This window comes from Williamwhitmania sp. (assembly GCA_035529935.1).
Classification (GTDB): domain Bacteria; phylum Bacteroidota; class Bacteroidia; order Bacteroidales; family Williamwhitmaniaceae; genus Williamwhitmania.
The window spans coordinates 14,195-40,081 of sequence record DATKVT010000034.1 but is presented as its reverse complement, the minus strand read 5'-3'; the positions used below and the strand labels follow the sequence as shown (position 1 = coordinate 40,081).

The following is a 25,887-nucleotide window of genomic DNA, read 5'->3' as shown; positions in this document are numbered from 1 at the left end:
TGATTCACACGTTTAGGTGTCAATTAGAATTACATTTAAAAAAGGCAACTCAATCGAGCCGCCTTTTTTAAATGTTTTGCTTCTAATAAATTATTCAGGTTTATTAACAGTATTCATTTGAAGGGTTACTGCTGTTTGTGCCAACATACGTCCGTTTATTGAAGCACCGGTTTGCATGTTGATACCTGTTTGACCAAGTATGTTACCTTCGAAATGGCTGGTAGTACCTAAGGTTACTGCACCTGAAGCAACCCAGAAAATATTCTTTGCCTGCGCACCACCAATTAGGGTAATTCTTACGGCTGAGCTCATGTTGAGCGTTCCGGCAACTTGGAAGATAAAGATATCGTTAGGGCCACCAGAGATGGTAACATCTGTAGGGATGATTAAAGCACTGGTCCACTTATAGAGGCCTGGTGTTAAGGTTTTGCCTCCAATGTTTCCGGCACCTAAATTCAAGAAGCTTGGGTTAACACGTCCGGCAGCGTCAGTGTAGGCGGTTTGCATATCACCCACAGCTGTTGTTAACCTAGTGGAATTAGTAACGCTACTTGGCAGTGGACCCGCAGCATCAACGCTGTATATTGTTCCCACTACTTCGCTACATCTTACAAGAATGGCTGCACCGGTTATTGGGCTTGATCCAATATCGCCTGTAATGGCCGATTTATAAACATCCGTAATTCCTGTCTTTGAGAGAATTGCAAAATCACCGGCAACGCCTAGGTTTACGGTTGGTAATGCACTCTGCTGTGACAGTAATCCATCGGCTGATACATTTTGCTGTGGCATTACTGTTGACATTTCTGCCGAAGCCATCTCTGCAGGCGAGTTGGAGTTTATGGTTTTTTCGCAGCTGGACATTAACCCAACTAAAGCCAGTGCTGAGATTGATAATACAATGTTTCGTTTCATGATAATTTATTTTAAAGATGTTTAATTATTTTGATAATACAAAGATATGTGACCCAGTAGAGGCTTGTGTTACATAACTTTTTATATTAGTTGCAGAATTCCCATTCTCTACAATTAATGATAATTTTAAATAAAAAAGAGGCGATCCATTTGGACAGCCTCTTTGATGATATTATTCTCTTCTGCTGAATAGAGCGTGATTACTGCTTTACTATAGTATTACCTTCCATTGAGATTCCACCAGTTCTTGCAAGGGCTCTTCCATCGAGCGTTGCACCCGTGTTGAACGTAATAGATTGCATTGCTATAATGGTTCCTTTAAATACTGAGGTAGTTCCAAATGTTGCAGAGCTTCCCACCTGCCAAAATATGTTGGCTGCCGATGCGCCTCCGCTTAGGAAAACTTTGCGACCCGATGTGGTCGTGAGGCTCGATGCAATTTGAATAATGAAGACAGCGTTTGCATCTCCTAGGGCATCAAATGTGAGGTCGCCCGATGAAATAGCTAGTGAGGAAGTTGACATATATAGCCCAGGCGTTAGCGTGAGTCCTCCTATGTTGCCCGATAGCGTTACTATGTCTGTAGAAGTTCTTCCGGCAGCATCATTATAGGCAGCTGTTAAATCAAGTTTTGCTTGGCTTGCTGCAGCATCATTGATGTGCAATGTTCCATTTAGAATTCCTGGAGGAAAACCGCCTATCGAAGAACCTGGACTTAGACCGAGATCACCAGTGATGATGGTGGCTCCGGTGTTTGTAATGGCTGAACCTGAAAGAGCTGCGAAGTTAGATGCACCAGCAAGTGATACGGTATTCTGAACTATGGTTTGAACAGGAATTACAATTGGATTTATTGAATCGGTACTATCTTTTTCGCATCCTGTAAATAGTACAACCGAGGCTATTGAAATGGTTGTTAACAGCGTTATTGCTTTCATCTTTTCTATGAATTAGTTAATGAATTTTGATAAAACAAAGATAGATACCGGAGTAGGAGGGAGTGTTACATAACTTTTTAAAAGAGTTACATGATTCACATGTCTTTGTTTGTAAGTGATTAATCCACTGCATATAAGACAGAAAAGCGCCGCTTTCCAAGCAACGCTCTATATCAATTAAGCCTAGATCACAGTATCTCAAATGTATCCATTACCATAGCCCAAGCATCAGATTTCAAAAGGTTGATGCCCTTTGGTTGCGTGTATGTGGTCCGTTATACATTACATTCGGTCCATATACCAACTCAACTCCTTCTCCATTTTTTTGTAGCGGAAGATGGTAGTAATAATTTTTTGTAAGCGCACGAAGGCGGTTTCGCTTTTTACTACATAATCAAATGCTCTGTGGTGCATACAGTTAATGGCCACATCAATTTTATCTTGGGACGATAGCATGACTATGGGAATATCGGGGTTGAATGTTTTTATCTTATCCAATGTGGCTAATCCGTTCATGGCAGTTTTATCAATACCGTCGAGAAAATAATCCAGAATGATTACATCGGGATTGTGCGATAAGTTCGCCATGCAAAGCTCTCCGGTTGGGAATGTTTCTATAGCAAAATCGGCATGCTGGAGGAACTCAATTTCCAGTAATTTTAAGAACATAGCATCATCGTCTACAAGGAATAGGTGTATTTTATTTTCGTTTTTCATCGCACTGTTTTTTAATCTTATATGAGGTTAGAGGTGACTACTCACCTCTTGTCAATTTGTTTGTTGTAGGATATCTAAATTCGCAATGATCAAGTATTCTGTCATGTGCGATTGGTGGTTAATCAACATCGAGCTATTTCATGAGATTGAGTTTTTAATCCGATTAAACTCTTCCTCTAGCTCATTGCAAGCCTGCGCACTTACCTCTTCAAGCTTTATAACAAAGTCCTGTATTCTGTCTGTGCTTTCCTGTGCCATAGAATCCTCCTGAATTTGTCGTGCCATATTTTCGAAATCGACACTCATACCCATGATTGAAAATGACGGAATCATCTTGTGTGCGGCAGCGTGTAACGATTTCCAATCTTGATCCTGCAAGGCAAGCTTCATTACCTTAACTAACGTTGGGGTTTGCTCCAAATAGAGTGAAATCATTTCCATCATCAGCTTAGGATTCGATTTAGTCCGCTGGGTAAGATATTCTAGGTTAGTGCATTTTATCTTTTTGCTTATCGCTTTTTCTTGTCCCACTGGTTTTCTCTGTGTTATAGGGGTAGTTTTTTTAACTAACCCAACTATCTTGCTATACAATAATCTTTCGTCAACAGGCTTTGCGATGTAATCGTTCATGCCGACCGCTTTGCATTTTGCTAAATCCACGGTGGTTACATCGGCGGTTAAAGCAATGATTGGGATTTTTGAATGCATCTTATTGCGAATATATTCAGTGGCTTCGAATCCATTCATAACGGGCATTTGCAAGTCCATTAGGATAACATCGTATGATTTGTTTTGCAGCTTTTCGATGGCAATTTCCCCGTTTTCGGCAATATCCCTATCGAATCCGAAATCATCCAGCAGCGTTTTCATCAGTAGTTGGTTGAGTGCAATGTCTTCAACCACCAATACTTTTATGTTTTTAATTTCGGTGTCCAGCACTTCATTTTCTGATTCTAATTCGGCGGGGGAGTTAGTTTTCAGGAAGGGTAATGTAAAGCTAAAGGTAGAACCCTTACCAATGGTGCTTACAACGTTTATGGTTCCGCCCTGTGGTTCTACTAGTTGTTTAACAATGGCAAGTCCTAAGCCTGTTCCCCCATACAGTCTAGAGGTGTCGCTGGAAGCCTGCTGAAAGTTCTCAAAAATATCGGCTATCTTATTTGCCGGTATACCAATTCCTGTATCTATAATTGCAAATTCAATGGTTGCTTTCTCATCATCTTCTCCAATCAAGCTTACCTTTACCGTGATTTTGCCTTTAGATGTAAACTTAACGGCATTGCTCACCAAGTTTATGATGATTTGGTGCAACCGTACCGGGTCACCAACCAACACGCCAGGAATTTTTTGGTCGTATATGGTGATAAGCTCTAGGTTCTTCTCCTGAAATTTCGTTTCAAACAGATGAACCATGGCTGAGATGGATGAAGCCAGCTTGAAAGGAATTTGCTCAAAAGTCATTTTACCCGCATTTACCTTTGCCAAATCGAGAATATCGTTGATGAGCACAATTAATGCATCGCCACTCAATTTTATGGCTTTTAAATACTCTTTTTGTTTTGCGGTTAAGTCCGTTTTTAGCACCACTTTTGTAAAACCAATAATCGCATTCATGGGGGTGCGAATTTCATGGCTCATGTTCGACAGAAATTGCTGTTTGGCCTTCACTGCATCCTCTGCTATTTGTGTGGCATTTTCGGCTTTTCTTTTTGCTTCTTCAGCAAGTTCAGTGGCTAGCTCCGCAAAAACTTTTGCCTCAATCAACTCAGTAGCAATTCGCTTTTGGTCTGTAACATCCCTAGCAACAATAACAACGCCGAGTACATTTCCTTGATGGTCTTTATACACCGATCCATTGAAAAGCACATCGGTGAGTTTGCCGTCCTTATTGCGAAGGGTAAGGGGTGAATCGGCAACATACCCCTTGGCAAACACCTCTTGATAAACCTCACGCGCCTTTTGCGTTTCGGTGAAATAATCGAAAAAGTTGGTGCCGGTAAGCTCATCACGGCTCATCCCGGTTATGTTGGCTAATGCCTGATTCATATCGGTGATTTTACCGATTGTACTTATGGTAACTAATGGGTCAAGACTTGCCTCAATGAGGCTTCTAGCATAGTTTGCAATTCTTAGCTCTGCAGCTCGTTTTTCTTTTTCTTCGTTTTGAAAAGCCAGCTCCTTGTTGGCAACGCTTAGTTCTGCCGCTCGTTTTTCCTTCTCATCGTTCTGAAAGGCGAGCTCCTTATTGGCTATGGTTAACTCCTGTGCGCGTTTTTCCTTCTCATCGTTTTGAAAGGCGAGCTCCTTGTTGGCGATGATTAACTCTGCCGCACGTTTTTCCTTCTCATCGTTCTGAAAGGCCAACTCTTTGTTGGCTATGGTTAACTCCTGTGCGCGTTTTTCCTTCTCATCGTTCTGAAAGGCGAGCTCCTTGTTGGCGATGATTAGTTCGGCGGCCCTTTTTTCCTTCTCGTCGTTTTGAAATGCCAGCTCCTTGTTGGCAATAATTAGCTCATCGGCCCGTTTCCCCTTTTCATTATTTTGAAATGCCAACTCCTTGTTGGCGATGATTAGTTCGGCGGCCCGTTTTTCTTTTTCATCGTTTTGAAATGCCAGTTCCTTGTTGGCAATGATTAACTCTGCCGCACGTTTTTCCTTCTCGTCGTTCTGAAATGCCAGCTCTTTATTTGCAACACTTAACTCCTGTGCCCTTTTTTCTTTTTCATTATTTTGAAAGGCTAGCTCCTTATTGGCAACTCTTAGTTCTATTGCCCATTTCTGCTCGGAAATGTCTCTGGCGACCAAAACCGCACCAATGATTTTACCGTTATCGTCTTTGTAGACCGATCCGTTGAATAGTACATCGGTTAGTTTTCCGCTAATATGGCGAAACGTCAGTGGTGAGTCAGTAACCGATCCTTTTGCAAATACTTTCTTGCAAATAGCACTTGCTTTTTGGGGTTCAGTGAAGTAATCAACGAAGTTGGCACCTATAATTTTTTCGCGTGCTACACCTGTAATATTCACTTTGGCCTGATTCATATCAGTGACCTTACCCTCGATGCTAATGGTAATTAACGGGCCCAAGCTAGCTTCTAATAGGCTGCTAGCATAGTGAGAATCATGCGACTTCGTTCTTTCCATTTTTATTCGTTTTGACACCGTCGGTAATGCTGTTTGATTCCATCAGGAGTTAAAAAAATCAAATATCCTCAATTGGACTTCTCCTTTTAACCTTCAATCGCTTGAAATGTGAAGGTGAAAGTCCTGTAACCTTCTTAAACTGGTTGGATAGATGCGCAACACTGCTGTAATTCATCTTCCAGGCAATTTCTGTAATGTTTAATTCATCATAAATGATAAGCTCCTTAATCCGCTCAACCTTATGAGCTATGACGAAATGCTCAATAGTAGTTCCTTGAACCTCCGAAAAGAGGTTGGCCAGATAGGTATAGTCGTAATTTAACTTCTCGCTTAGGTAGTCAGAAAAGTTTACCTTGACCATTTCATCGCTGTGATGAATCATTTCAACGATTACATTCTTGATTTTCTCAATCAGCACAGCTCGCTTATCGTCCATTAGTTCGAGGCCTGAACCGACAAGCTCAATTTTAAGTTGCTCTCGTTGCTCCGGCGTTAGCGTTTCCATAATCTCTATCTCACCTAAATCGACAATGATAAAATGCAGCTGAAGCTTTTTCAACGCATCTTTCACCGCCATCTTACAGCGAGTACTAACCATGTACTTAATGTATAATTTCAAGATAGACGTTATTAACCAACTATTTACAAAAGTAATTGTCCAAGCAACCATAAGTGTTACACAACTTTGGTAATAAGTTACGTAATTCACACATTCTCTTGGTGAGGAGTGAGGCTTAACCTTTGAGTAATTGCACTATTTCCAAGGCTCAATTATTTGGTATATCAGGGTTTCCTAATCATCACAGGTGAGGGCATGGTCCCACTATTCCATTGTGAGGTTCAAGGAATCTGCTTCGAGCGTTGTATGGGGTTGTTTCGTTTTTTTTGTTGATAAGCGAAAACGTGGTTTCCGCTAATTACCGAAAACTTAAGGGCTGTGTAGGGTACACCTTCATGAGGAAGAGCAGTGCACGCTATATCGTTGTTCATTGCAATGCAGCAATCATGCACCGCAATGAATCAACGGCTGTAAAATGAATTTCTGTTAACCGTATGGTGTTCGTCCGTTTGTTACTTTCCGGTATTACTGCTGACCCAAATTGCTGATTTGCATTGCTCCTGAAACAGTTTGTTGAATTCATTCCCAATATCGTTGGACACAATAAATAATTTCTTCGATTTTCCAACCAACACGGTGGCCTGTTTTCCAACAATTATTGTGGAAATTTCCATTGGATTTATTGGTATTGGGGCTGCTGAGGGCTTTTGTAAAACAAACAATCCCTCTGTAAAAGTAAGGTGAATATCTATATCGCTAGCTTTATACTTGCGCATCCAACTACGCCTACTAAATGGTTTTAGGAAACCCATAAACAGAACGAGTCTTATTATCAGCATCCATCCAATAAAGGCCGTGATAAATATTAAAACAAAACTTAAAATTCCCATGTCCTTTACCTGACCTATTTCATAGGCACAAAAGAAAAACCACACAACCTGAAAAACAATAAATCCAGCTGATTTTCGTGCGGTGTATCTACTATAATTTTTAATCCCTTCAAAAAACGCCTCAAAGCTGATGATTCCTGAGGCAGAATAGTTTTCACTGCTGCTCATCGTCTCATTAATTTAGTAATTCGGTGGCATAGTTCTTAGGGTCATTACTGTCTTGAGCAATAATAATCAGATAAACTGTGTCGCATAACTGCTTAAACAACAATTCTTCTTTAGCGCCCTTTTTGTTAAGAGTGAGATTTAGAAAGCCAATAGAGTTTCCAGTTGAAATGGATATAAAGTCCCCGGTAATACTAAATTGTCTAAGATAATTAACGTTTTTAATTTCAGCGACCTTGGTTGAGGGGCTTATTTTAAAAATCAGCTGATCACCGGCTCCTTTGTTAGGATTAAAGCTAATAAAGGTGCTATCCCTCCAAATATGTTCTATAAGTGCTACGGGATCTAGGTTAAGGTAATTCGTCGCGTAACCAGAATAAAGAATGTTGGCAATACTTTCTTTAGTGAAGTTGGCATTCTTTATTATCGTAATACTTGTAGAATCTTTATACTGGTATACGGAAATGCTATCATGCTGATAATAGTATGTCGCCTTAAGTTTAAGATCGTTTTCGATCTGGTTTTTCAACAAATTTAGGCCGCATTTACTTGTGAAAGTGGTATCCATATCATAGGAAGGCTCAAAACGAGGAAATGTTGTTTTCCAGTCTAGCTTAACAAGATAGACAACACCGACTGTTACTAGTGAAAGTGCTGCAATGAAAATTGAGATCCTGGTTTTCATTTTATTGTTTTATTATTCCTATGGATAAGTTATGCTGAAAGAAGCAAATGGCAAAACCACCTGTTGATGATTCTATTTTGAAGTGGTACAATTCTACCCCAGCGCATACTCCACCGCCATCTCGGCGTGGATACGGGTGGTATCGAATACTGGAACGGTAACGTCGGATTGATGCACCAGCAGCGGAATCTCGGTGCAGCCCAGAATTACGCCCTGGGCACCGTTGGCCACAAGCCCATCAATAATTTGCAGGTAGCGCTCCCTCGATGGTTGGTTGATTTGGCCTAGGCATAGCTCGTTGTAAATAATATCATGGACGCAGTTACGCTCCTCCTCGTTGGGAATGGTCACGGCAATACCATGCTTTTTGGTGAGGCGCCCCTTGTAGAAGTCCTGCTCCATGGTAAACTTTGTTCCCAGCAGCCCAACGTTGGTAATGCCCTTGGCGGCAACCTTCTGAGCCGTAGCATCGGCAATGTGGAGAATGGGAATGCTGATGCTTGCCTGAACCTCATTGGCCATGCGGTGCATGGTGTTGGTGCATATTACCACGAATTCGGCACCGCCCTTTTCGAGCCGCTGGGCGGCATCAACCATAATTTGGGTGAGCCTGTCCCAATCGCCAATATGCTGAAGATGCTGAATTTGGTCAAACTCCACGGAGTACATCAGGCACTGGGCCGAGTGCAAGCCACCCAGCTTCTCCTTCACCTTTTCGTTAATAATTCGGTAGTACTCCAGCGACGATTCCCAGCTCATCCCACCAATTAGTCCAATAGTTTTCATCTTATTCTGTTTTTACACGCTTAAAAGATCATATTCAGCCCCAACGAGAATGTACTAGCACGAGGATAGCTATAGCTGTCTATTCCAGTTGCCACCTCTGGATCTATGCCGCTGTAGTTGGTAATTACAAAGGCGTTCTGAATGGTGGCTGATAACCTAATTGCAGCCTTGCTGTTCCACACATCTTTAAATGAGTAACCAAGTGTAATGTAGTCCATGCGGAAGAAGGAGGCGTTTTCAACAAAGTAGTCGGAAAGGTATTGTCTGCTTTCAAACTTAGTTTTATTCAACGATTTGTTGACGTTGGTGAGGTAAGCCTGCCCCCAATATATAATGTCGTAGCTGTTGTCGGCGGCAACAGTGTTGTAAACGTAATTTCCGAGGTTTAATCTACCGGAGAATGCAAAATCCCAATTCCGGTAGCTGAGCTGCGACGAAACGCCCATTATCCAATCGGGCTCAGACTTATGGTAGTGGCGTAAACCAGTTCCATATATTCCTTCAAGTGGGCTTCCACTGGTGTTGTATACCTGTTGCTTTACATAGAAGGAGTTTATGGGATAGCCAACGGTTTGCATAAGAACATTAATCGACATATTAGCGGGACCATCGGGTAGGCCAATGAAGCTGTTGGCCTCATCATTATCAATCAATCTCTCGATTTTATTATGGTTGACGGCGGCATTAAATCCAAACTCCCAATGCCAATCCTTGTTGGATAGAGGTATAGCATTTATGCTTAACTCAACTCCGCTATTTTTTATCTTGCCCGTATTGTATACAAAGTAATGGTTGAGAGGGTTGGGAGTTCTTACAAACAGGTTATCTCCGGTCTTGGAGTATACATCGATGGAGCCTTGAATCCTGTTATTAAAGAGGCCGTAATCGATACCAACAGATTTTGTGGTAATTTTTTCAGGTGCTAAATCTGGGGTAACGGTTGCATTAAATGAGCTTCCGAACTGCCAGTTTGAACCTGAAACTCCATATTCTGCTCGGAGGTCTAGCGTGGAAATGGTATTGTTATTTCTTAAAAACGACTCATCTTTTAGTTTCCAATTCAGCGAGGCAGTGAAGGCATGGTTAATTTTATTATTGTCTGCGTACCGAGCGTCAATCTCATTGCGTAAGGAAAAGTTTAAAAAATACCTGTTTTTCAGGGAGTAACCCAACCGAAAGTATGTGGCGATAAGGCTCGATTCAAAGCCAAAGGCTGATGTATCTTGTAAGGCTTGAGGAACAATGCTATACTGGTAGCCATTACCCCATAATGAACTGGTGGTTCTGGAAGTGCCAACCACCAAATTGACCTGGCTCGAAAGCGCTTCGATGCTCTTGGAGTAGGTGGCCGATAGGTTCCATATTTTGCTCTTTAGCGTTTGGTTTGTTTGCTGAATGCTCCCTTTGGTTAAGGATCCAGAATAAACTAAAGCCGTATCAACCACCTCATGGTCTTTTGTGTTAAGGTAATCTTCGCCATAGCTGAACGCTACCCGCATATCGGGAAAGAAATGCAGCTTGTAGTCTACCGAAATGTTACCTATGTAGCGGTCGGAGTTTAGCCTGTTATCAGTAAAGTGGAGCAGAGCAGCCGGATTAGAATATATTGAAGGAAAACCACTATAGCCAAAATAACTACCGTCGCTATTAATAACGGGTTGAGTTGGGTCAAATTGAAGTGCTCTCCTAACTATATTTTCGTCTGCAATTCTTTCTTTACCAAATATTCCACTAAATGTAATGCTAATTTTAAGGTGATTGTCGAAGAAGGTTGGATCGAGGGATGCGGAGGTTGTGGTGCGGTTGTAGCTCGATGTTTTAATAATACCATCTTGGTTGGTCCTGCCAACTGCAACACGGTATGGGATATCTTTGACGGAGCCAGAAACATCCACGTGATGGTCCTGACTAATGGCGCTTCTGTAAATCTCGTTTTGCCAGTTGGTGTTCGCACCTCCAAGTAGGCTTATGGCTGTGGGGTCACTTGAGAAGTGGTCTGTAACGATGCTTCGAAATTCATCACCCGAAAAAACCTCCACCTGCTTAGGTAGGTTCGACACGCCCAACTTACCGGAGTAGCTTACATGCAGCTGCTTGGTTCCCCTTTTTGTGGTGATTACAATGGCCCCGTGAGCCGCTCTGTCGCCATAGAGTGCCACGGCCCAAGCGTCCTTAATCACCGTAACGGTGGCAATGTCGTTGGGGTTTATGTTGATATATCCGTTTACAATGGGAACATTGTCCACAATGTAAAGCGGGCTATTGTCGGTTAAAAAGGTGCTGATGCCCCGGTTTTGAATGGTAAATCCGTCACCCGGTTTTCCGCTGTTGGAGGTTATTCTTAGGCCGGCTACCTTTCCTAGTATAAGCTCCTCCGGCGATACAATGAACCCCTGGTTAAAATCTTTGGAATCAAGGGTTATGGTATTGCCAACGGTGTCGTTTTGTGAGGCAGGAGCGAGGTGATTCTTAACTTTCGCTGTTGTTGTATCTGGCAGCGGCGAAATCATTTGGGCGCTCACCAAATTACTTAATAGGAGGAAGATCGTTAAAGTAAGGAGGTAGGTTGGTTTGATTGTAAAGGAATTCATCTCATAGATAGGTTGATGATCGATTTATAGCTTGGAATGGTTAAACGAATTTAATAATTTTTTTAATACATCTTTTTTATAACTGAATTTTAATGTCGGTATGGAGGTGTATAGGTGGATAGGGGATTAGGTTGTTAGAGGATTGGACTTGACGGATTGGTTCTTGTTTCTCATTTCTCATTCCTCGCTACATAGAGTCAAACAGAAGAATTAGGGAGGCAGGAGACAACCGCACATCTTCCAACTAATAACTAGTTACCTTGTAACCTAGTCTCTTGTCACCAAAAAAGCCAGCCCCACTTTAACTTGTAAAGTGTGAGCTGGCTAATGTCTCGATTTCTGTTTCTCTACCGTTTATGCGTTTGCTATTGGCTTCTTTTTTGGTTGTACGTCGAATCGCACCGTCTTATCCCACACGTTCCCCTCCTTCTTAATGTTATCGATGTAGAAGGCCTTAAACATGATGAATATCCACAATTGACAGTAGGTAAAATACATTATCAGAATTAGTGCAATATTCCTTGGCGTATCCTCCTTATCGAATGATATGGCCAGCGTAATCTCAAACATAAACAGCACTATGGCCATCACCCAAATTACGGAGTAAGGTCCGGGTAGCGGAATTGTGATAATGCTGAGCAGGCTGAGCACAAATAGAATATCGGAAATAATGATGGCAAAGAAGAAGATGTAGTAGAGCGCCATGGTATAGAATAGGTCGAGTCCCAATCGCTTGTTTTTAAAGTGGGGAATCTTCCTGAAAAATTTGGCAATTACGTAGTTGTTGCCTCGTACCCAACGAACGCGCTGCTTTATCCACACCTTCCACGTTTCAGGTTCCTGTTCCCAAGTTACGGCGTAGGGGCAGAACTTAATTTTGTAGCCTAGCTCATAAATGCGGATGCTGAGCTCGGAATCCTCTGTGAGCGCCTCCTCATCCCAGCCATCGAGCTCGTCTATCAGCCACTTCCACATCACAAAGTTCGTTCCTGGAAGGGTGGCAATGTTGTGCATCTGCCAGCGCCCGGCCTGCAGCATCGACTGAAAGCTGAGGGTTTCGATGTTGATAAACCGGGTGAGCAGGTTGCGAGCCTTGTTTACGGTGCGGAACTTTCCGATTACCGCACCATACTCCTTATTCGACATCAGATTTATCACTAAATAGTGCAGCGACATGGGGTCGGGAGTGTTGTCGGCATCGTAAATGGCAATCACCTCCGATTTGGCCTGCTTAATGGCTAGGTTGAGGGCTCGCGATTTGCCTTTACCGCCTTGTCCTACCGGCACGTCGTAAAGCACTACGCGCGAATCGTTGGCAGCATACCCTTCGATTATCTCCTTGGTGCGGTCCTTCGAACCGTCGTTTATCACCATAATCTTGAGCTTATCCTTAGGGTATTTAAGGTTAAGCATGGCCTCAATGGTGTAGGAGATTACCTTTTCCTCGTTATGTGCCGGGATAAGAATGGTGCAGGAAGGAAACTCAGTATACTCCTCATTGTCGATTTTTTTCTTCTCCAGCAATGACTTCACATAGTTGATATAACCATAAACGCTAAAGATGAACTGGTATGCAATCATGAACCAGATTAGAATAACGCTTACAAGGAATATTACCTCAATAAATGACATAGATTATGTTTTAGGGCGTTTTTTAAATCAATTTTTTTCCAATCTTCTGCGCATTAATTTTAGCGCTAAATACATGATAACCAGTAATGATACCGCCATAAAGCCATAGATAGCTATGGCACTAATGGACCACAAGCTGGTAAGGTTAATGTTGTAGGTAAACTTATCACCAGTAACCACTTCAACCTTATGGTTACCGCTAGGTAGCATTACCGCGAAACCATCGTTTCCGGTAAGCACTTTAAACTGGTAATCTTTGCCATCAAGAGTTATTGCTGTTGGTTCGCGATTAAACATGGCGTAGGCTCGCTCGTAGCTGGTGTAGCTGAAGTTCACCTGTCGCATATCATACTTTATGTCCATCAGGTTGCCAGTAAAGGAGAGCAGTTGAGGCTGAAGCTCCACCGTCGAAAATTCAGAGGAATTCTCCGATACAGTAATGTTGTGATCGCCAGCTGGTATTAAAAAGTTATTTTCACGATAGCCAATCACATCTTCACCATCTACCTGAATTACCTTTACAGAGCTTGGCAGCTGAAGCACAAAGGAGTAGGGTGAGTTTACTATGTAGCCATTTTGGGTGTATTCGTACTTAACCGGTGCAGAGCTGGCGTACGAAAAGTAGGACATGTCCTGTGGGTTGCAGGTTGCCTCACTATAGATTGTAAACCTTGGCGCACCTATTGCGGCAGAATTAACCATCTGGAATGCTTCAATGCCAGTTTGGATAAGCGTGGGGAACGGAGTAACCTGATTCTTATCTCGGAATGGGAGAATATTTAAGTCGAGCATTAGCTTTTCAGGCTCTGCCATCCTTTCTGCGTAGTATTTGCCCATTTCGGCATAGCGCTGTGGGTCGGTCGACCACATACTCTGGGGATCTTCAGGCTGAAGGTAGCAGTGGTATTTTTTCTGCAGTTCCAGCATCTTTTCGGAACTGGCGCCGTGGTAAGTCATTATTTCTGGAGAAAAGTGAGTATCCATGAAGGTGACAATTACTCCAAAGCCATTTCTTGTCTTGGCGTAATCGTCGATGGCTTTGAGAAACTTATCATGGATTTCTGCAATTTTATTCACCCGGTAGTTAACTACGTCGGCCTTTGCCTCAGGATTTTTTTGCCAGTAGTATTCCGATTGCTTGTTGAAGATTTGCCTCATGTCGAAGCCATACTTTCTTTGGAATTCGGCACGAGCCGATGGATGCATTGGGGTGAACTTTTCTGGCTCGGAGAAACCCTTTCCTGCCTCAAAGTATACCTCTCCAAGGTTTACGCCGTCCCAATTGTATTTTTTTAGAAAATCCATGTAGTCCTTGATGGCAGTCTTCAGGCAAGTTTCATCAGTAAGGGCAATGGGGTAGCGCCACGATGGGCGAACATCCTTGCCTAGGTAGTTCTTCTCTCGCCATTCGGGGTGTTGCTCCCAGAATTTCTGGTTTACTTGGGGTGGTTCAAGCCAAGCGTATGCAAGCATTCCGTTGGCGTGTGCTAGGCGAATAATACGCTTGTAATCGTAGTCATACTTGGGGTACTGGTGCCATCCGGCAACATGGATGGTTCTAATGCCCTCCTTCGTCCACATTTTAATCAGATTCTCTACGCTGCTGTTCTGGCGTAGCCCAGGATCAAAGTAAACATCAAGATTTTCACGTTTCACCACGGGTTGTAGATGGAAGAATCGTTTGATATACTCCATTACAAAGGGGAAGTGGCTATAGCCTTCTGCCGATAAGGGATCGAACAGCGTGCTAAAATAAATCACCTTGCCTTTTCCAATCTTACGACCAATAGCCACAGGAAGACCGGTTACCGCATCTTCTGAGAATACTTCATCATCGTCGGTTGTCTCAAATTTTGGTGCTCTAACTCCCTCATACCAGTTAATTATCTCCTCTGGATAGTAGCTATCCCTTATTTGGTGGATTGGTATGTCAGAGTTTAGAAAAGTGAACCCCAATGCCTCAATTAGCTTATTTTTCCCATCAGTTATTACGGTTCCACCTTTCTCGATAAAGTGAAGAATATTTTGCTTTTCAAAATAGGAAAGTGAATCGACGGAGATATATGGAACTACTAATAGATTTTCGCCATCGTACTGTATGTCATCTTTTCCAACAAATATGGTGTCGACGTTAATGTTCAGACTCTTGAAAATGGAGACTAGCGATGCCTGATCGTTGTAGAATGCTCCTCGAGCCTGAGGGTTCCAGCATACACCGACCCGTGCCCCCTTCCATTTGTCGTTGCCGGTTTCGTTGGCAATGTAGGTCTTGGTTTTCTGCACCATCCTGTCCATAAAGGTTGGCTCCTTGAGGTGAAACTCAGCACCTTCGGCAACATACAATTCACCCTTGGTAAGGGTTACATCTTTCGTAACTTTACCGTTGAAGCGCTGATCGCTTGTTACCTGCTTAACTATCTCCGACCTTTCGTTAAAGTATCGCTCGTTGAGGAACGACTCATTAAGTGTGAGCTCATACGATTTTGGGCCCGCCCCGGTTAGGGTGATTTTATCGGGCATTTTCACCCAGTTGTTATCTTCCCTCAGGTCAATAAAATTGAACCCATCCGCCTTCATTCCTGTAACCAACTTTTTCAGCAGTGAGATGTCTAGAAAAGGGTGAAAGAAGGCGCAGGCGACACCATCCCTAACCTTCTTTATGGCGTTGGCATTTTTAATTATACGGTTTACCGCCACCATACTGGTGTCGATTGATGGGCTTAACGGAACATAACCCAGGTTTTCAGGGTATATTTTTTCTCCATAAATATCTTTCTGAATGATGTAGGGAAAGTATTGTCCGTAGTCGTAATTGTCAATCACCATACGCTGCTCCACCGCTGTACCAAAGTATTTGGCAATGGCGGTATAGGCTTTGACGGTTCCCATGTAGTGGGGCGTTTCCCACGCAATGGGAAAGAGGTTGTCCTTGTAAAATTCGTTGAGGCCCAGCTCAATTTTTTTAGAAAAGTCCTCCACGTTTTCACCCACAATGGGTTGATTGGCGGTCATGTTCCAAAATTCAGCATCATCGGTGGAAACCCCCTTATACTGGTGGGTTACCCCGTGCATAACAATGGATCCACCGTTTCGAACCATATATTTTAGTGCATCAACCAACTCGGGTCGGTCGGAGAGCTTCACATACCTTCCTTCCGAAGGATTTACGTATATGGGAACTACGCCCACTAGGAATGGAATTCCCTGCTCTGAAAGGTAGTCGGCAATGTCGCGAAGCTCGTTGGGGTTATTCAGGGCTGTAACATCCTCAATTCGTATAATTGCCATGTGATTGGTGGGGTGATTTTCACCAAGAATGTCGTGCAACTTGTCGGCAAAGTAGAGGTAACGGTCAGTTTCGGTAGCACCCAAAAACGGCATATCAGCAACGTAGGTGAGGTTGCCCGACTGCACCATGTAAGGAACAGGGGTGGCAATCCCCTTTTCGGGATTAGCCGTTGCCCAAACCGATACCCTCTTTTTGTCTATAATCTTTACAATATTGATGTCATTGGTACCCTTGGTGAAGATGTCGTTTCCTGCCTTGACTTCGGTGTAGGGCGATGATTCAACATAGGATGAAACAGTAAAGCCATAGCGTTTGGCAACTGCAGGATTTTGAGAGAAATTCTTAAAGCCGGTATTGATCCAAATCACAGGTTTACTGGTTGCAAGCACATCGTTGCTAAATGCTTGCGGAACCTGGTCCTCGGCGGTGAAGCCAATGTAAAAAACGAAGTCATACTTGGCAATTTCATGGGCCTTATACCCGGCTATACCGTTTACGGTTACATCGGTTTTAAAGTGGCCAAGTAGCTGGGCCATCTCGCGGCCCATGGCGGTGGGAATATTATTTAAATCATACTTGCCCTCAAATAGTACAAGCACTTTTTTTGTAGGAATGGTTTGTCCATAAGCGGTGAACACACTTCCAGCAAAAAGAAGCATGAGGAGGCACAGGAGCAGTTTTCTCATAGTAACGGAGAGTTGTGTTTGTTAATTTCTTGGCAAAAATTACTTAGATGGATTAAACTCCTCAACGGTTTCACTTGCCATTCCGAAGTAGTTTTTGATGATTTTAATGGTTCTTTCGGCTGACAATCCATCGCCATAGGGATTGGTTGCATTGGCCATTTTAGCGTATTCGAGCTTGTTCTCGATGAGCATGTTGGCGGTGTTAAATATAACCTCCTCGTCGAGCCCTACCAGCTTTACCGTTCCAAATGTAACGGCATCGGGACGTTCGGTAACTGAGCGTAGGCATAGAATTGGAATACCAAAGTGTGGCCCCTCTTCTTGCACGCCGCCAGAATCGGTCAGGATGAGAAACGAGTTGGCCATGGTGTTCACAAAGTCAAGGTAATCGAGTGGCTCAATGAGTTTGATGTTTGCTGTATTCTCAAGAATGGGCACCACCGCTTCCCTCACAATGGGGTTTTTGTGAAGAGGAAAAACAAAGTTCAGCTCAGGATACTTAACTGCTAGGCGTTTAATGGCCCTAGCTGCACCTTCCATCGGGCTACCCCAATTCTCGCGCCGGTGCATGGTGATGAGCACTATCTTTTTGTTCTCATCGATGATGGCTTTCAGTTCGGGAACGGCAAATTCGTAACCATCCTTAACCGAATACTCAAGTGCGTCAACAACCGTATTGCCAGTAACAAAAATATTCTTAGGATTTGTGTTTTCAAGTAGAAGCGACTGTTTAGCCGTTTCGGTGGGAGCAAAGTGAAGGTCGGTTATACAGCCTGTTATGCGTCGGTTTATCTCCTCTGGGAATGGGTTGTTTTTGTCGTTGGTGCGGAGTCCGGCCTCAATGTGTCCAACCGGTATTTGGCGGTAAAAGGCGGCCAAACTGCCAATGCAGGTGGTGGTGGTATCGCCCTGAACCAAAACCATATCGGGCTGCTCCTTTTCAAAAATTTCGTCTAAGCCAGTTACAATTTTGGCTGTTAGGCTGGCAAGCGTCTGCTTGGGAGCCATGATGTTGAGGTCGTAGCTGGGCTTAATGTTAAAAACCTCCAGCACCTGATCGAGCATCTGGCGGTGTTGTGCCGTGGCAATGGGTAATACGTCGAAAAATTCAGAATTTCTTTGTAGTTCCAGAATGATAGGTGCCATTTTTATGGTGTCGGGGCGCGTACCGAACACAACAGCGATCTTCTTTTTGATCATTTAACGCAATGATTAACAAATGTTTGTTTTATTATGAGTAGGGCAATAATGGACTGTAAAGGAAGTTAATTTTTGGTTCCGCTATTCTCTTGTTATAAAAATAGTTATGGCGTTAACATTATTTATGAATTTTAAATTATTCAAGGGATGTTTATATAGAAAAAACTTAATTAGTTGTTTGAAATACAGCTAGATAAAGTTGATGACTGATAATTTTAATGCAGGATTAGTGTTTTCTTCACACCATTGAAGCAATGGAAAATATAAAATAGTTTTATTACTTCAGTATCACTACTGTCCGGGGAAAAAACTTAATTTTTCCTGTATTGCATAAAATTGTTAAACCCTGCCTGTCGGTGAGGCAGGCTCTACGAGGTACGTAAAAAACAGGGGCTACTTTCTCTACAAAACTATATCCTTGTCCGGCGGCTGACGGATCGATCCTACGGAGAATTTTCCGCATAGCGCCAGCCTGACGGCAAGGCAGGGATTAAGTATTGTAAAACAGCATACCAATATTTGATTCAAGTTCCCTGTAAGGGATCAACAAATGCTTACCGGACAATAGTGACTTCAGTATTGTCGAATGATGAAGCAGATAATGGAAAGAGATACTGAATGCCAAGATTAGGGCATGTCACAAATTCTGTTTTTGAACCGATAATGGGCTACCTTTTGACTGCTAAGAATGTTAATTCATTATTTTTCAAAATACGCACCACCAACTTTTTGTTCTAACTGATCATATTGTTGAGTAGCTTATTTATTACTCTTCCTTAACCGCAATGGTGCTTTGGTTATCATTGCGGGGATTCCTCTTTGGGAATGGAGATACTAAATATCGTTCCTTTGCCCACTTTACTTTTCACCCATATCCTACCATTATGTTCTTCCACAATCCGTTTTACAATTGAAAGGCCAAGACCAGTTCCCTTTTCACCCGATGTGCCCTTGGATGCATTCTTTTGAAATGGGGTAAATAGTTCTTTCTGATCGACTGTGCTAATCCCTTTACCGTGATCTTCAACGGCAATTATTATTTCCGAATTTTTTTCTTCCAAGGCAAGCCGGATTTCACTTTCAGGGTAAGAAAACTTAATGGCATTGGTTAAAAGGTTGTTTACCACCTGCTCAATCCTTCCTCTGTCAGCAATAGCTCGAATGTCCGCTAAATTGCAATCAAGATGCAACGATATTTTCTTCTGGTCAGCAATTACCTTCATTTTATGATAGATTGTTGTTACCAACTCCACCAGATTGAAGGATTCTAGGTTAAGGTTTAATTTTCCTGATTCTATCTTGTTGTAATCGAGAAGGTTTTCTACTAAGTATTGCATGAACTTGCTAGAGGAGTATATAGCCGTTAAGAAGCGGCGGTGCTTTTCAGAGAGTGTATCATCCATCTCCTCCATAAGAATTTCGCAGTAAGTAGAGATTATCCCCAAAGGGTTACGCAAATCGTGCGCTGCAAAACCTATAAATTGGTTTTTTATTTCGTTGAGTCGGTTGAGTTCAGTATTTTTCTTATTGAGTTCTCGTTGGAGGTTGGCCATCTCATTATTTATCGCCGAAAGTTCATTGAAAAGCTTTTCCGTTTCGATTTCAGAACTTATTTCTTCCTGCAAATTAATGTTCTGGCTTATTGCAACATTGCTTTTGAGCAGCTGCCTAATGTAATTTGCCTGCTCATTATTTATTTGCTGCATATGATCGGCAAATGCCACAGCTTCTTTTTGGTTATAGGCTCCAATTATGAGCAGCTGAGCATTGAGATGAACTCCAAAAAAATAGAGTGATTTGATAATCCCATCCACGAGAACATCGAGCTGGTAATCAAAGGCGATGTTTTTCACTTTGATTTCAAACACCAAATCGAGCGCAGTAGTGCTTGTTTCAGCGGTAAACAATGACGGAAACAACTTTCCAACACTACTCTTTCCAGCTAGGCTAAAATCATCTCTTAGCACCTGCTCAATGGCCCCGTTTTCATTGCATAGAAAAGCACATCCAAGAACTTTGTTCATAGCCCTATACTTCCATAAGTTTATTTGCAATATCAACTGCTCCTTGGGCATCGGGAGCGTAGCCATCGGCTTGGAATTCGTTCAAGTTTACTGAGCTGCTATTTATGGCAACGCCTCCAATTAGCACCTTTACCTTTCCATGGGTTGCCTCCTTAATTTTGATTATGGTTTCCTTTAGCGCAGTTCGATGGTGGGGAATGGCAATGGATAATCCCACCATGGCAGCGTTGTTTTCCTTAATGGCTGAGATGATGCTCGATGCTGGTGTATTAGCACCAAGGTAGTAGGTATCCCAACCCTCCATTTCAAAAAAATCGGCAACCATTCGTATCCCAATTTCATGCAGCTCATCTCCTACATTAGCAGCAACAAAAGATTGCCCTATCCTTTGCTGCGCGAAGATGAGCGGATAAATTTGTGACATTATTTGTTGTGTGGCTGCGGAGCAAAAATGCTCTTTGGCCACCGAAATCTTATTGTCGAGCCAAAGGCGTCCAATTTCATATTGAGACTGCTGAAATACGTTAAGGTAAATGTCTTTAATTGAGGTTTCTTTTCCTATGGCATCCATGATCAGCTTACTCGCGGTGCGCCTATCGCCAGATAAAAGGGCTTTAGTATAGCTGGTAGCAAGGTACCCCAAGGGGCTGGAAAGTGAAATGAATGATTCTGATTCTGCAGTGGGTTGCATAAGTTCAACAATTCCAGAATCGACAAACTTATTGATTAACTCAGACATCTCCTTTGGTAGCTCATGTAGTATCACATACCGTGTAGCCTCGAGCGTTTTGACCATCACATCATCGTCGAGCCTTAGTCCAAGAAATAGTTTTTTGACCCATGCCACATAGGTAGAAAAAATCTCGATGTTGTTGGATCCAACAGCTTCTGCTAAGTATGCAAGGTGGTAACCTGTGTCTCTTAGGCTGAGTATTTTACCCTGAGTTCCAAATTTACTCCAGTAGGCTGGATTGGAGGCCTACATCCTTTCAACAATCTTCTCAGCAAGGCTGGTGGCTCGCAGCTGGAGTTCATTCTGAATGGAGGCTAAATCAGCTTGCATATTACTAATCTTTAGATCAAAGCTAGAACGTCGGTGCATCAGCAACCTAACTTTACTATGCAAAAAACAAATATACTATTTTAGAAGTTACTTCAACTGTGTTTACAATTGCTTGAGAGTCTTGGTCGTTTCAAATTGTTGTCTCCTTGTTGGTAATCGTGGGTAATGTATACCTGAAAACTACAAAGTTTCTTCAGATTCAACTTTTAACTTTAATACGAAAATGCAGAAGCATTGAATGAATCATTTTGATGTGGCTTAACTTTCACTCCACCAATCCAAAATCTTATAGTTTTTTCTCCATGTCAATGAAAAGGTTATGTAAAGCAGCAAGGCTTAAGGCTGATGGTGGATAATTCTGCGAGTTTGATTTTTATATGCTCATATTCAGTATGTTTTAAAACTAATTAGCTGAAAGGCACAATAAATTTTCGCAAGTATTGTCTAATATTACAACTCATTTTAACCCAAATATTACCTAAAATCGATACAATGAAACACTTTTCTTTTTGCCTAAGTTTAGCAGCCTTGCTACTTATCGGCATGATGGCCAGTGCCCAATCAACCTACAGCGTCGTAAATAAAATTTCGGTTGAGGGCGATGGTGGCTGGGATTACCTCACCGTTGACCAGGCAAATGGTTTACTATTTATTTCTCACTTCACCATGGCGCAGGCCATCGACCTTAAAACGGGCAAGGTGGTTGGAACCATTCCCGATACCAAGGGAATCCACGGAATTGCCATTGCCGACGACCTGAATAAGGGCTTTACCAGCAACGGTCGCGACTCCTCGGTAACCGTTTTCGACCTCACCACTTTTCAGGTGATTGAAACGGTGAAGATTCCTGCCAAGAATCCCGACGCCATCCTCTACGATCAGTTTTCGCAGAAGGTGTTTACCTTCAATGGCGGTAGCAACACCTCAACGGTTATCGATGCCAAAACCAACAAGGTGCTTGCAACCATTCCGCTGGATGGCAAGCCTGAGTTTTCGGCAACGGATGGTGCCGGAAAAATCTATGTGAACATTGAGGATAAAAGCGTTATTAACGTAATAAGTGCTGTTTCCTTTGAGGTTGTTCAGCGCTGGTCCATTGCACCGGGTGAGGAGCCAAGTGGGTTGGCTTTGGACAATGTAACCCACAGGCTTTTCAGCGTTTGTAGCAACAAACTGATGGTGGTTTCCGATGCCATTGAGGGTAAGGTGGTGGCTACCCTACCCATTGGTGAGCATTGTGATGGTGTTGCCTTTGACCCCATGCTTAGCCGTGCATACAGTTCCAACGGCGATGGAACCATTACTGTGGTGCAGGAGGAGAATGCCAACAGCTTTAAGGTTATGGAGGCCATACCCACTCAGCGCGGTGCCCGCACCATTGCCGTGGATAAGGGCAGCCACCATCTCTACCTCTCCGTAGCCGAATACGAGGCAGCTCCCACCGAAGGCCATAAACGACCTGCGATTAAGCCGGGAACATTTGTGGTTTTGGATGTTGCCCCGGTTAAGTAGCTCAAATCGAAAAAGATTAACCAACCAAAAAATAGAAAAACTACCGGCACAAACCATTTGGTCAGTGTCGGTAGTTTATTATTAGCCCTACAGTTATCCGTAGATCTCCTTTTTTACCTCCGGTAAATTTAGCTTATCCAACGTTGCTTTTAGGGGAATTGATGTTTCTGGATCCCACTCCATGGCTGCAAAGTAGGCCTTTTTTGCATCATCCCACATCAAAACGTTTGGGCTGTATGCATTTGGGCCATCTTTCATGGCTGGGTTTCCTCTAGCGCGCTCGGGCATCCGAATTTTGGGAACATCAATATTCTCGCGCAGGTTGAATGCGTGCCTAATGGTCTTAATTCGCTGACCAACGAGCAGGTAATCGTCCAGAGAATTATCCCATCCGGTAGTGGCATTTATCCAATCCACGAAGGGAACCGTGGGGCCTAAGTAAAACCCAAAATTACACAGCCCCATGGCATTGATGATGTCTTCCCCGCAGCTGGCATTTTTAAGTGAGATGCCCAACTCGGTATCGGTAGATTGGTAAGACAAATTGTATTTGGACTGGAATTTAAGCTTCTGGTAAAACTTATTGAGCACCTTAGAATGAAGAGCCAACTCCTTCTTTTCCTTTTCGAGGTAGTCGTCAATGCCGGCAAATGTGCTGGTGTGCCTTCCAGGTGTGGGCTCGGTTTCGTAGCCAATGCCTAGCCCCAATCCACCCTCCTTATTTCTGGAATCGTGCATTGGCAGCTCTTGGCCGTGCACGTGCATGGCAGTAAATGCCTTGTCTTCCAGGTTGAGGTGTATTAAGGCTTCGCGTAAGCCATCTTTCAGCTTGGCACCAAATCCTTCGTTATTGGCCATCTGCTCAACCAGCTTAACCACCGCCTCGTTGTTTCCCCACTCCAACTTTAACCCACCAGTGGTTTTGGAATCGATGAATTTTCGCTCGTAGGCTTCAAAGGCCCAGTTTACAGTGGTGGCACAGCTGATGGTGTCGAGGCCGGCTCTGTTGCACAGCTCGTTTACCATAAAGATGCTTTCAACGTCGTCGTTGAGCAGCTGAACTCCAAATCCACAGAGGGTTTCGTATTCGGGTCGATGTGTTTCCTTCAGCAACTTTTTCCCCGGAACTTCACAAATTCCACCACACCCGAAGGGGCACCCGTAGCAGGCGTACTTTTCGCGCTCATACTTGGTTACCTCAAAGGCGTTGATTTTGTTGGCAATTTCAGGAGGGAAGTCCTTGGAAGCTACCCCAACCCAGTTTTTTACTGGGGAATCACCGCTTTCGGCTGAATCGGTTAGGGTTCCTGCTGTTCCGCAGTTCTTCATGGTCTTTCCAAAATCGTTGAGGTTGTTAACTAGGTCGGTAAGCAAATCGGAGGTGTGCTTCCAAACCTTGTCGGCATCGTGAACTTCCACCATATGAGTTCCCTTTACACACAATGCTTTCAGATTTTTGGAACCCATCAGCGCCCCAAAACCGCTTCTACCGGCCAGCCGACCTCTGGCGTTTACCACGCCGGAGATGAGCGACAGATTCTCGCCACCCGAACCAATGCATATCACCTTGTAATCGGAGCCGTGGACCTGCTTTAACTTCTCCTCAGTGTCGACTGCATCAACCTTTAGCCAGAGGTGAGAGGCATCCTCGAAAACTACTTTGTTGTCGTCGAGCAGGATGTAAACCGGATTCTGGCTTTTGCCAACGATGAATATTCCATCATACCCGGAGTCCTTAATGGCTGGGGCAAAGTCCCCGCCACAGTTAGAATCGCCCCAGGTGCCAGTGAGAGGGCTTTTCCCAGCCAATATCCATCTACCATTGAAGGCCGCTCTTCCATTGGTAAGTAAGCCGCTCATCACCGCCAGAATATTATTGGGATCAAAGCGCGATAGTCCTTGCTTTTGCCTGTCGTAGATAATTTTGGCCGCTAGGCCATACCCACCGATAAAGAGCTCGTACACTTCATCCTTAATGGCCTCCTCATGCGATGTTTTGTCGGTAAGGTTTATCCATAAAATCTTACCATGATATCCTTTTTTGGTCATAACTTCAGATTAAGTCAATCATGAAAATAATTACTTGGTCATCCATACGGTCTTGAACTCTGTCGACATATTTACCTGATACCACCTGTTGTTTTTTAAGGTGTACTGCCACATAGTGTCTGCTGCACCGTGGTAAGGAGGATAGGCATATTCACGCGTTGAGTCGTCGTGGTTGAGGAGATACTCAACGTTGGGATACTTGCTGGTAGAGGTTAAATGAAACATGCCAAAATCGCCCGTAGTGTTTCCAAAGGCAAATACCGGAACCTTCCCAATTTGGGAGTAGATGTTTAGGCTCTTCCCGTTCTTATCATCCTTTGGAGGGAATACCCCTTTGCTAATAATGAATTGCGTATGCTTGGTAGTGGTATCGTAAACCGGAGTCAATATTTGATAGGTTCCAATCAGATGTTCCCTATCTAGCGCAATAGTCTGTGGGCAAACGCTCCAAATTACTCCTTGAACCGAGCCAGAAACAACATACACAGTGAACTGCTTTGATTTCAAATACTGTATAAGCTCCAGCATTGGCTGGTAGAACATCTTCGACAGCGTAATATGGTACTTCTGGTCCTTAGTTCTCGATAAATAGGCTCTTGCCGAATCGATGTATATCTCGTTATCTACGCCGGCGTATGCTTTCCAAACCATCGAATCGATGTAGTTGACGGGGTAGGCCCAATGGTTCAAAACAGAGGTGTCTGCTGGGTTTATTGCCAACTTTCTTGCATACTGGTATTCGGGATATTTCAACAATTTGGGGTTTGCTGCAGATTGTTGGTTTAGCCCATTTACTGCAACATACATTTCGAACCACAGCGGTGTTTCACAGGTAATGGTACCGTCCATGTCGAATACGGCGATGCGATCTTCGACAGGAATTGAGTCCACACTGTTCTCGAGGTAATTTACAATCGATTTTTTAACATCGGTATTATTCCACGATGGAAGCGGGTCGCCTTGCTGCTTTGCCTGATTGCAGGAGGAGAAGAGGAGCAGTAACGAAGCGGATATGATGGCCGTAATATGTAACGTTTTCATA

The 25,887-nt window shown here is 43.3% G+C and carries 18 protein-coding genes; 1 reads left to right on the top strand and 17 read right to left on the bottom strand.

Features of this window, described 5'->3' with window-relative positions:
* Nucleotides 1-90: 90 nt before the first annotated feature.
* The 15 genes from VMW01_02415 to VMW01_02345 form a co-directional block, all read right to left on the bottom strand.
* Nucleotides 91-915, bottom strand: coding sequence for an ice-binding family protein (locus tag VMW01_02415; GenBank protein HUW05091.1), 825 nt, complete (start codon nt 913-915; stop codon nt 91-93).
* Nucleotides 916-1,115: 200 nt separating this feature from the next.
* Complete coding sequence (locus tag VMW01_02410) at nt 1,116-1,853, bottom strand: ice-binding family protein (protein HUW05090.1); 738 nt, start codon at nt 1,851-1,853, stop codon at nt 1,116-1,118.
* Between the two features lie 282 nt (nt 1,854-2,135).
* The gene (locus VMW01_02405) at nt 2,136-2,570 is read right to left on the bottom strand and encodes a response regulator (GenBank protein HUW05089.1); all 435 of its coding nucleotides are present in this window, start codon (nt 2,568-2,570) and stop codon (nt 2,136-2,138) included.
* A 138-nt stretch (nt 2,571-2,708) separates the two neighbouring features.
* Nucleotides 2,709-5,714 (bottom strand): ATP-binding protein, encoded by a 3,006-nt coding sequence (locus VMW01_02400; protein ID HUW05088.1) that lies wholly within the window; start codon nt 5,712-5,714, stop codon nt 2,709-2,711.
* A gap of 58 nt (nt 5,715-5,772) precedes the next feature.
* Nucleotides 5,773-6,333, bottom strand: a complete 561-nt coding sequence (locus tag VMW01_02395) for a helix-turn-helix domain-containing protein (GenBank protein HUW05087.1) — start codon at nt 6,331-6,333, stop codon at nt 5,773-5,775.
* 452 nt (nt 6,334-6,785) lie between these two features.
* Entirely contained in the window at nt 6,786-7,331 is a 546-nt protein-coding gene (locus VMW01_02390; protein ID HUW05086.1) for a hypothetical protein, read from the bottom strand.
* A gap of 7 nt (nt 7,332-7,338) precedes the next feature.
* Nucleotides 7,339-8,013, bottom strand: a complete 675-nt coding sequence (locus VMW01_02385; protein HUW05085.1) for a hypothetical protein — start codon at nt 8,011-8,013, stop codon at nt 7,339-7,341.
* 93 nt (nt 8,014-8,106) lie between these two features.
* The gene (locus VMW01_02380) at nt 8,107-8,799 is read right to left on the bottom strand and encodes an aspartate/glutamate racemase family protein (protein ID HUW05084.1); all 693 of its coding nucleotides are present in this window, start codon (nt 8,797-8,799) and stop codon (nt 8,107-8,109) included.
* Nucleotides 8,800-8,819: 20 nt separating this feature from the next.
* Nucleotides 8,820-11,390, bottom strand: coding sequence for a SusC/RagA family TonB-linked outer membrane protein (locus VMW01_02375; protein HUW05083.1), 2,571 nt, complete (start codon nt 11,388-11,390; stop codon nt 8,820-8,822).
* 354 nt (nt 11,391-11,744) lie between these two features.
* Nucleotides 11,745-13,022 carry a glycosyltransferase family 2 protein gene (locus VMW01_02370; GenBank protein HUW05082.1) on the bottom strand — a complete coding sequence of 426 codons (1,278 nt, stop codon included), beginning with the start codon at nt 13,020-13,022 and terminating at the stop codon, nt 11,745-11,747.
* A gap of 27 nt (nt 13,023-13,049) precedes the next feature.
* Nucleotides 13,050-16,997 carry a DUF2334 domain-containing protein gene (locus tag VMW01_02365; protein HUW05081.1) on the bottom strand — a complete coding sequence of 1,316 codons (3,948 nt, stop codon included), beginning with the start codon at nt 16,995-16,997 and terminating at the stop codon, nt 13,050-13,052.
* A gap of 39 nt (nt 16,998-17,036) precedes the next feature.
* Nucleotides 17,037-18,197 (bottom strand): UDP-N-acetylglucosamine 2-epimerase (non-hydrolyzing), encoded by a 1,161-nt coding sequence (gene wecB / locus VMW01_02360; GenBank protein ID HUW05080.1) that lies wholly within the window; start codon nt 18,195-18,197, stop codon nt 17,037-17,039.
* A gap of 800 nt (nt 18,198-18,997) precedes the next feature.
* A complete protein-coding gene (locus tag VMW01_02355) occupies nt 18,998-20,221 on the bottom strand; it encodes a HAMP domain-containing sensor histidine kinase (GenBank protein HUW05079.1) in 1,224 nt (407 codons plus the stop codon).
* A 4-nt stretch (nt 20,222-20,225) separates the two neighbouring features.
* Nucleotides 20,226-21,068 (bottom strand): cobalamin-dependent protein, encoded by an 843-nt coding sequence (locus VMW01_02350; protein ID HUW05078.1) that lies wholly within the window; start codon nt 21,066-21,068, stop codon nt 20,226-20,228.
* Nucleotides 21,069-21,200: 132 nt separating this feature from the next.
* Complete coding sequence (locus VMW01_02345) at nt 21,201-21,323, bottom strand: hypothetical protein (GenBank protein ID HUW05077.1); 123 nt, start codon at nt 21,321-21,323, stop codon at nt 21,201-21,203.
* Nucleotides 21,324-21,776: 453 nt separating this feature from the next.
* On the opposite strand from VMW01_02345, the gene VMW01_02340 reads away from it, so the two are divergent.
* Nucleotides 21,777-22,796, top strand: coding sequence for a YncE family protein (locus VMW01_02340; GenBank protein ID HUW05076.1), 1,020 nt, complete (start codon nt 21,777-21,779; stop codon nt 22,794-22,796).
* 93 nt (nt 22,797-22,889) lie between these two features.
* On the opposite strand, the gene VMW01_02335 is transcribed toward VMW01_02340, so the two are convergent.
* A complete protein-coding gene (locus VMW01_02335; protein HUW05075.1) occupies nt 22,890-24,845 on the bottom strand; it encodes an aldehyde ferredoxin oxidoreductase C-terminal domain-containing protein in 1,956 nt (651 codons plus the stop codon).
* A gap of 30 nt (nt 24,846-24,875) precedes the next feature.
* Nucleotides 24,876-25,886, bottom strand: a complete 1,011-nt coding sequence (locus tag VMW01_02330; protein HUW05074.1) for an HAD family hydrolase — start codon at nt 25,884-25,886, stop codon at nt 24,876-24,878.
* Nucleotide 25,887 lies beyond the last annotated feature (1 nt).